This window comes from Amycolatopsis sp. NPDC102389 (assembly GCF_044765885.1).
Taxonomy (GTDB): domain Bacteria; phylum Actinomycetota; class Actinomycetes; order Mycobacteriales; family Pseudonocardiaceae; genus Amycolatopsis.
Genome location: NZ_JBIWKX010000070.1, coordinates 18,274 through 24,641 on the forward strand (window position 1 = coordinate 18,274; position 6,368 = coordinate 24,641).

Annotated in this window: 5 protein-coding genes; 4 read left to right on the top strand and 1 reads right to left on the bottom strand. The window is 69.0% G+C overall.

The window, feature by feature from the left end; genetic code table 11:
* Positions 1 to 97 precede the first annotated feature (97 nt).
* The 3 genes from ACIRGA_RS35755 to ACIRGA_RS35765 all read left to right on the top strand — a co-directional run bounded on the left by ACIRGA_RS35755 (position 98) and on the right by ACIRGA_RS35765 (position 2,925).
* Complete coding sequence (locus ACIRGA_RS35755) at positions 98 to 766, top strand: acVLRF1 family peptidyl-tRNA hydrolase (protein ID WP_400949989.1); 669 nt, start codon at positions 98 to 100, stop codon at positions 764 to 766.
* Between the two features lie 142 nt (positions 767 to 908).
* Positions 909 to 2,537, top strand: a complete 1,629-nt coding sequence (locus ACIRGA_RS35760) for an ABC-F family ATP-binding cassette domain-containing protein (protein WP_038515461.1) — start codon at positions 909 to 911, stop codon at positions 2,535 to 2,537.
* Positions 2,538 to 2,715: 178 nt separating this feature from the next.
* Positions 2,716 to 2,925: a helix-turn-helix domain-containing protein gene (locus tag ACIRGA_RS35765; RefSeq protein ID WP_003071237.1), complete on the top strand. Its 210-nt coding sequence runs from the start codon at positions 2,716 to 2,718 to the stop codon at positions 2,923 to 2,925.
* Here ACIRGA_RS35765 and ACIRGA_RS35770 read toward each other — a convergent pair whose 3' ends face one another.
* The gene (locus ACIRGA_RS35770; RefSeq protein ID WP_400949992.1) at positions 2,926 to 4,227 is read right to left on the bottom strand and encodes a glycosyltransferase 87 family protein; all 1,302 of its coding nucleotides are present in this window, start codon (positions 4,225 to 4,227) and stop codon (positions 2,926 to 2,928) included. It lies immediately after the preceding gene.
* A 146-nt stretch (positions 4,228 to 4,373) separates the two neighbouring features.
* Between ACIRGA_RS35770 and ACIRGA_RS35775 the strand changes: the two genes are divergently transcribed.
* Positions 4,374 to 6,239 (top strand): ABC transporter ATP-binding protein, encoded by a 1,866-nt coding sequence (locus ACIRGA_RS35775; protein ID WP_400949995.1) that lies wholly within the window; start codon positions 4,374 to 4,376, stop codon positions 6,237 to 6,239.
* Positions 6,240 to 6,368 lie beyond the last annotated feature (129 nt).

Genomic DNA, 6,368 nt, shown 5'->3' on the forward strand with positions numbered 1-6,368 from the left:
CGGGGGGTGGGTGTGGTTGGGGGGGGGTTTGGTGTTTTTTGCTTAAAAAACCACCCCCCCCCCCCCCCCACCCAGCCGAGCCCCGTACGTTGGAGGCATGGCGAGGGAGCGGCAGGTGGCGGGCGGGGGCCGGGCGGTCGAGATCGCCCCGGATCGCCTTGAAGGCTGGTACGCCCGCTTCGCCGTCCGCAACGAAGGCGTCCGCTCGACGGAACTGAAGCCGGACACCGTCACGGTCGTCGCCGGAAATGGCGTCGTCGCCGTCGCGACCGTCCCTTTCGGACCGCTGAAGGCGGAAGGAACAGCGCCGGGACTGGCTGTCGGCCCGCTCGTCGAGCACGCGCTGATCTCGCGGAGGATCGCGCTCCTGCTGGTGCGGCGCGGCGGGCACAGCGTCGGGATCGCACGCGGGGGAGTGGTCGTCCAGTCCAGGACGGGCCGGCACCTCGTCCAGGGCCGATCCGCGGCGGGTGGCTGGTCGCAGCAGCGGTTCGCCCGGCGCAGGGAAGGGCAGGCGCGCACCGCGCTTCGTTCCGCCGCGGACGACGCGTTCGAGGTGCTCGTCCCGCAACTGTCCGAAGTGGACGCGGTCGTCCTCGGTGGTGACCGCCGGGCCTTGGAAACCCTGCGCGAGGACAGGCGGCTGGCGCCGTTGTTCCAGCGTGCCGAGCGCCGCGTCCTCGACATCGCCGAACCACGCCGGACGGTGCTCGAAGACGCGGCGGAACGGGCCGTCGCGGTCGAAATCACCCTCGCCGGTCCGTGACGTCGGGCACGGTCCGATAAAACGGTTCGACACCGGCCCGTACACTGATCGCGTGGACATCCTCTTGGAGTAGCTCCTCGCCGGCCCGTCGGCCGGCGAGTCGAAGCTGTCCACTCATCCACCCCTTGTACCGGGAGTTCCCGTGATCACGGCCTCTGGCCTGCAGCTGCGCGCCGGTTCGCGCATTCTGCTCGACGACACCAACGTCCGCATCCAGCAGGGCGACCGCATCGGCCTGGTCGGCCGCAACGGCGCCGGCAAGACCACCTCGCTCAAGGTGCTGGCGGGGGAGGGTGAGCCGTACGCGGGCGAGGTCCGCCGCAGCGGTGAGCTCGGCTACCTCCCGCAGGATCCCCGCGAGGGTGACCTGTCCGTCACCGCGAAGGACCGCGTGCTCTCCGCGCGCGGCCTCGACTCCTTGCTGCGCAACATGGAAAAAGCGCAGAACGCGATGTCGGAGCTGGTGGACGAGAAGGAGCGCGACAAGGCGGTCAACCGCTACAGCCGTCTCGAAGAGCGCTTCGCCTCCCTCGGTGGTTACGCCGCCGAGAGTGAGGCCGCGCGGATCTGTTCCAACCTCGGCCTCGCGGACCGCGTTCTCGCGCAGACGCTGCAGACGCTCTCGGGTGGTCAGCGCCGCCGCGTCGAGCTGGCCCGGATCCTGTTCGCCGCCGCCGAAGCCGGCGCCGGCGGCAAATCCGAGACGATCCTGCTGCTCGACGAGCCCACCAACCACCTCGACGCCGACTCCATCAACTGGCTTCGCGGCTTCCTGAAGCAGCACGACGGCGGTCTCGTGGTCATCAGCCACGACGTCGAACTGCTCGCGGACGTGGTCAACAAGGTGTGGTTCCTCGACGCGACCCGCGGCGAGCTCGACCTCTACAACATGGGCTGGCAGCGCTATCTCGACGCGCGCGCCACCGACGAGAAGCGCCGCCGTCGCGAACGCGCGAACGCCGAGAAGAAGGCGTCCGCGCTGCAGCAGCAGGCCGCCAAACTGGGGGCCAAGGCGACGAAGGCCGTGGCCGCCAAGAACATGGCCCGCCGCGCCGAGCAGATGCTGTCCGCGCTCGACGAGACCCGTCAGGCCGACAAGGTCGCCCGGATCAAGTTCCCCGAACCCGCCCCGTGCGGCCGGACCCCGCTCACCGCGGAGGGGCTCTCGAAGTCCTACGGATCGCTGGAGATCTTCACCGGGGTCGACCTCGCCATCGACCGCGGCTCGAAGGTCGTCGTGCTCGGATTGAACGGCGCCGGAAAGACGACTTTGCTCCGGTTGCTCGGCGGAATGGAAACTCCGGATACCGGCGAGACCATTCCGGGTCACGGATTGCGTTTGGGCTATTACGCACAGGAACATGAAACGCTCGACCACGATGCGTCCGTGTGGGAAAATATCCGTCACCTCGCGCCGGACACCGGTGCACAAGAGCTGCGGAACCTTCTCGGCTCGTTCCTGTTCACCGGCGAGCAGCTCGATCAGCCAGCCGGCACGCTCTCCGGCGGTGAGAAGACGAGGCTCGCGCTCGCCGGTCTGGTGTCCAGCGCTGCCAACGTTTTGCTGCTCGACGAGCCGACGAACAACCTGGACCCGGCCAGCCGTGCCCAGGTCCTGGACGCCTTGCGCAGCTTCGCCGGAGCGGTCGTCCTGGTGACGCACGACCCGGGCGCCGTCGAGGCGCTGGAGCCGGAACGCGTGATCCTCCTGCCGGACGGAACCGAAGACCATTGGTCGGCGGATTATCTGGAACTTGTCCAGCTTGCGTGAGGCCTGCGTCCGTTCGGGTGCTTGATCGATGCCATCCGGCCACTGAAATGGCCCAATGTGATCGCGGTTTCAGCAGTTTTGCGCTCGTCGTCTGGCATTCCGGCGCTCAGTGTTCGATCATTGCGGCGACAGGGGCCGTTATGTGGCCCAGAACACTCTCGGCGGGAAGGCGATCGACGTGGCTGATCTCAAGAAAGGCGCGCGGATCACCGGCAACACGCGTGACAAGCTGGCCGCTGACCTGAAGAAGAAGTACGAGAAGGGCTCGAGCATCCGCGCCCTCGCGGAGTCCACGGGTCGCTCGTACGGGTTCGTGCACCGGGTCCTCTCGGAGTCCGGCGTCCAGCTGCGCGGCCGTGGCGGTGCCACCAGGGTCAAGAAGAAGTAGTCACGAGGAAGTAGCGGACTGCTGCGCGGGGGGCGCAGTTCCCTTTCCAGGGACCGCTGTTTCACGGGTTTCCGCGGCCAGGAAGGTCAGCCTGGCACCGAGCAGGACCAGCGGATACACCAGGTAGCCGTACCTCGTCGCCGGAGTGAGCATGATCAGCGCGACGAGCCCGACGGCCATGCGCAGCAGCGCGTCCGAACCCGTCACGGGAGGACGGCGCAGCAGCCAGACCAGGATCGCGACGGCCGCGATCCCGAGGAGGGCGAAGGAAACCGCCGTGCCCACCGGGCCGAGCGAGGCGATGAGGTGGCCGGGCAACGGGCTCGCCGCCGGCGACTTGATCACGCCCATTCCCAGCGGGAACCGGAAGACGTGCTCGACGAACGCCTTGGGGTCGACCAGATAGACGGGTACGTGCAGGACGAGGGTCGTCACCACGAGTGCCGCGGCGAACCCGCCCAGTGCGCGAGGACCACGCCGCGTGATCAAGAGGACACCCAGCACCACCATCGCCGGCGCGACGATGAGTTTCGCGCTGATCACCAGTGCCAGCACCAGACCCGAGAGGATCGCGCGGCCCGTCGTGGCCAGCGCGAAGGACAGGACCAGCAGGCCGACGATGGCCAGATCCGGGCCGGCGACCGCCCAGGTCAGCGCGGTCAGCGGGCAGGCGAGCGCGAGTTGTGCCGCGCTGACGGGGATTTTCGGCCACTTCAGCAGCCGCAGCGTCAAGAGAACGCACGCGACGGCCGCCAGCGCGAACATCCAGCGCGCGTCGGTGAGGGCGTTCGCGACCGGTCCGCCGCCGGACAAGGCGCGCGGGAGACCGAAGACGGTCATCACCGGACCGTATGGCGTGTAATCGTTTACTTCCACCGCGCGGCCGAGCGCCGTGACGTCGACGTAAGGGGTTCCGTTCTCCAGAAGGAGTTTCGCCGACCGTTCGATGACCCAGACCTCGGGCTGCGCGGCCCACGAGTTCGGCGTGACGAGCCAGTCCACTCCGGTCAGACGGCGAATGACGAGCATTCCCAACGGAAGGATCATGGCGAACAACCCGATGGCGCCGATACCCACCCACCGCGAACCGAGTGCGCCGGGCAGCGTCTTGCCGCGCCGCGCGGCGATGGTCAGCCAGCCGGTATGGACCACGGCGAGGCCGTAACCCGCTACGGCGAAGTTCGCCCACACGCGATAGCCGTAGAACTCCGCGACGGCCGTGTTCACGACGGCGAAGATCAGGCAGCCCGTGTAGAAGACCAGGTCTATGGTCAGTCGTCGCCGGTCCGGGTCCATGGTCACCGGCTCAGGCTACCGACGCGGCCACCTCCGCCGGAAAGAGGACGCGGAAACCGGGAAGCATCCGGTGTGCTCCGGTGTTGGTCATGCTTATATCCGGGAAAACCCTCGACTAATATCGAGGTTCTGGGGGCGAAGAGAGGGTTCTCATGGACAACACCTGGTCGCTGATGAACTCGGCGATGAAGTCGGCCGACGTTCCGAAGGGGCTGCACAAGGGAACGCTCCGCCGCGTCGCGCGGTTCGCCAGGCCGCACTGGCGAAGGTTGCTGATATTCCTGGTGCTCACCGTCGTCTCGGCGGTACTGGCGGTGAGCACGCCGGTGCTGGCCGGGAAGGTGGTCGACGCGATCGTCGGCGGGCACGACGTCTCGCTGGTGGTGTGGCTCGCCGTGGTGATCGCGGCGCTGGCGCTGATCGACGCCGGACTCGGGCTGGCCGAACGGGCGCAGTCGTCGAGGATCGGGGAGGGGATCATCCTCGACCTCCGGCTCGCGGTGTACCGCCACGTGCAGCGGATGCCGGTCGCGTTCTTCACGCGCACCCGCACCGGCGCGCTGGTGAGCAGGCTCAACAACGACGTCATCGGCGCGCAGCGCACGTTCACCGCGACGCTGTCGGGTTTGGTCACCAACGTGATCCAGCTGGCGCTGTCGCTGGTGGTCATGGTGACGCTGTCCTGGCAGGTCACCCTGCTGGCGCTGGTGCTGCTGCCGGTGTTCATCCTGCCGACGCGGCGGCTCGGGCGGCGGATGGCCGGGCTGCAGCGGGAGGCGGGCCAGCTCAACGCGTCGATGACCACGCAGATGACCGAACGGTTCTCCGCGCCGGGCGCGACGCTGGTGAAGCTGTTCGGCGACCCGGAACGCGAGGCGGGCGACTTCGGGGCGCGGGCCGGGCGGGTGCGTGACATCGGGGTGCGGACGGCGATGCTGACGCGCTGGTTCCTGACCAGCCTGACCACGGTCTCCGCGCTCGCGCAGGCGCTGGTCTACGGGCTGGGCGGCTACCTCGCGCTGACCGGGGCGCTCGCGCCGGGCACCGTCGTGGCGCTGGCGTTGCTGCTGACCAGGCTGTACTCGCCGCTGACCGCGCTGGCGAACGTCCGGGTGGACGTGATGACCGCGCTGGTGTCGTTCGAGCGGGTCTTCGAGGTGCTCGACCTCAAGCCGATGATCGAGGAGAAGCCTTCCCCGCGCGGCGTCCCCGAGGGCCCGGTCTCAGTGGAGTTCTCCGACGTCCGGTTCGGCTACCCGGCGGCCGACCGGTACTCGCTGGCGTCGCTGGAGGATGTGTCCACTTTGGATCACCGGGGTGGCGAGGAGGTGTTGCACGGCATCAGCTTCCGCGCCGAACCTGGGCAGATGGTGGCGTTGGTGGGATCGTCGGGCGCGGGCAAGTCGACGATCGCGTCCCTGCTGCCGCGTCTCTACGACGTCGACGCCGGATCGGTCCGTTTGTCCGATGTGGACGTTCGCGACCTGGGATTCGCTTCGCTGAGGGAAACCGTCGGCGTGGTGACCCAGGACGGCCACCTCTTCCACGACACGATCCGGGCGAACCTCGAGTACGCGCGGCGCGGGGTCACCGACGACGAGATCTGGTCGGCGCTGGAGCGCGCCCGGCTGGCCGAGCTGATCCGGGACCTGCCGGACGGGCTGGAGACCGTGGTGGGGGAGCGGGGTTACCGGCTTTCCGGCGGCGAACGGCAGCGGCTGACCATCGCCCGGCTTCTGCTGGCGCAGCCGAGGGTCGTCGTCCTCGACGAGGCGACCGCGCATCTGGACTCGCAGTCCGAGGCGGCCGTGGGCGAGGCGCTGACCGACGCGCTGGACGGGCGGACCGCGCTGGTCATCGCGCACCGGTTGTCGACGGTCCGGGCGGCGGACCAGATCCTGGTGATCGAGCATGGGGAGATCGTCGAGCGCGGTACGCACGAAGAGCTTCTCGCGCGCGAAGGGCGCTACGCGTCGCTGTACCTGACGCAGTTCTCGGAGGAGCCCGCTGCCGCGTGATCCTCGGGTGGGTCGTGGGTGGGGGGGGGGGGGGGTGGGGGGGGGACCAACAACCCCCCCCGCCCGGGGGGGCGGGGGGGGTGAAACCCCCCCAACCACCCGCCGGGGCGCCGCACCCCGGCGCCCCCC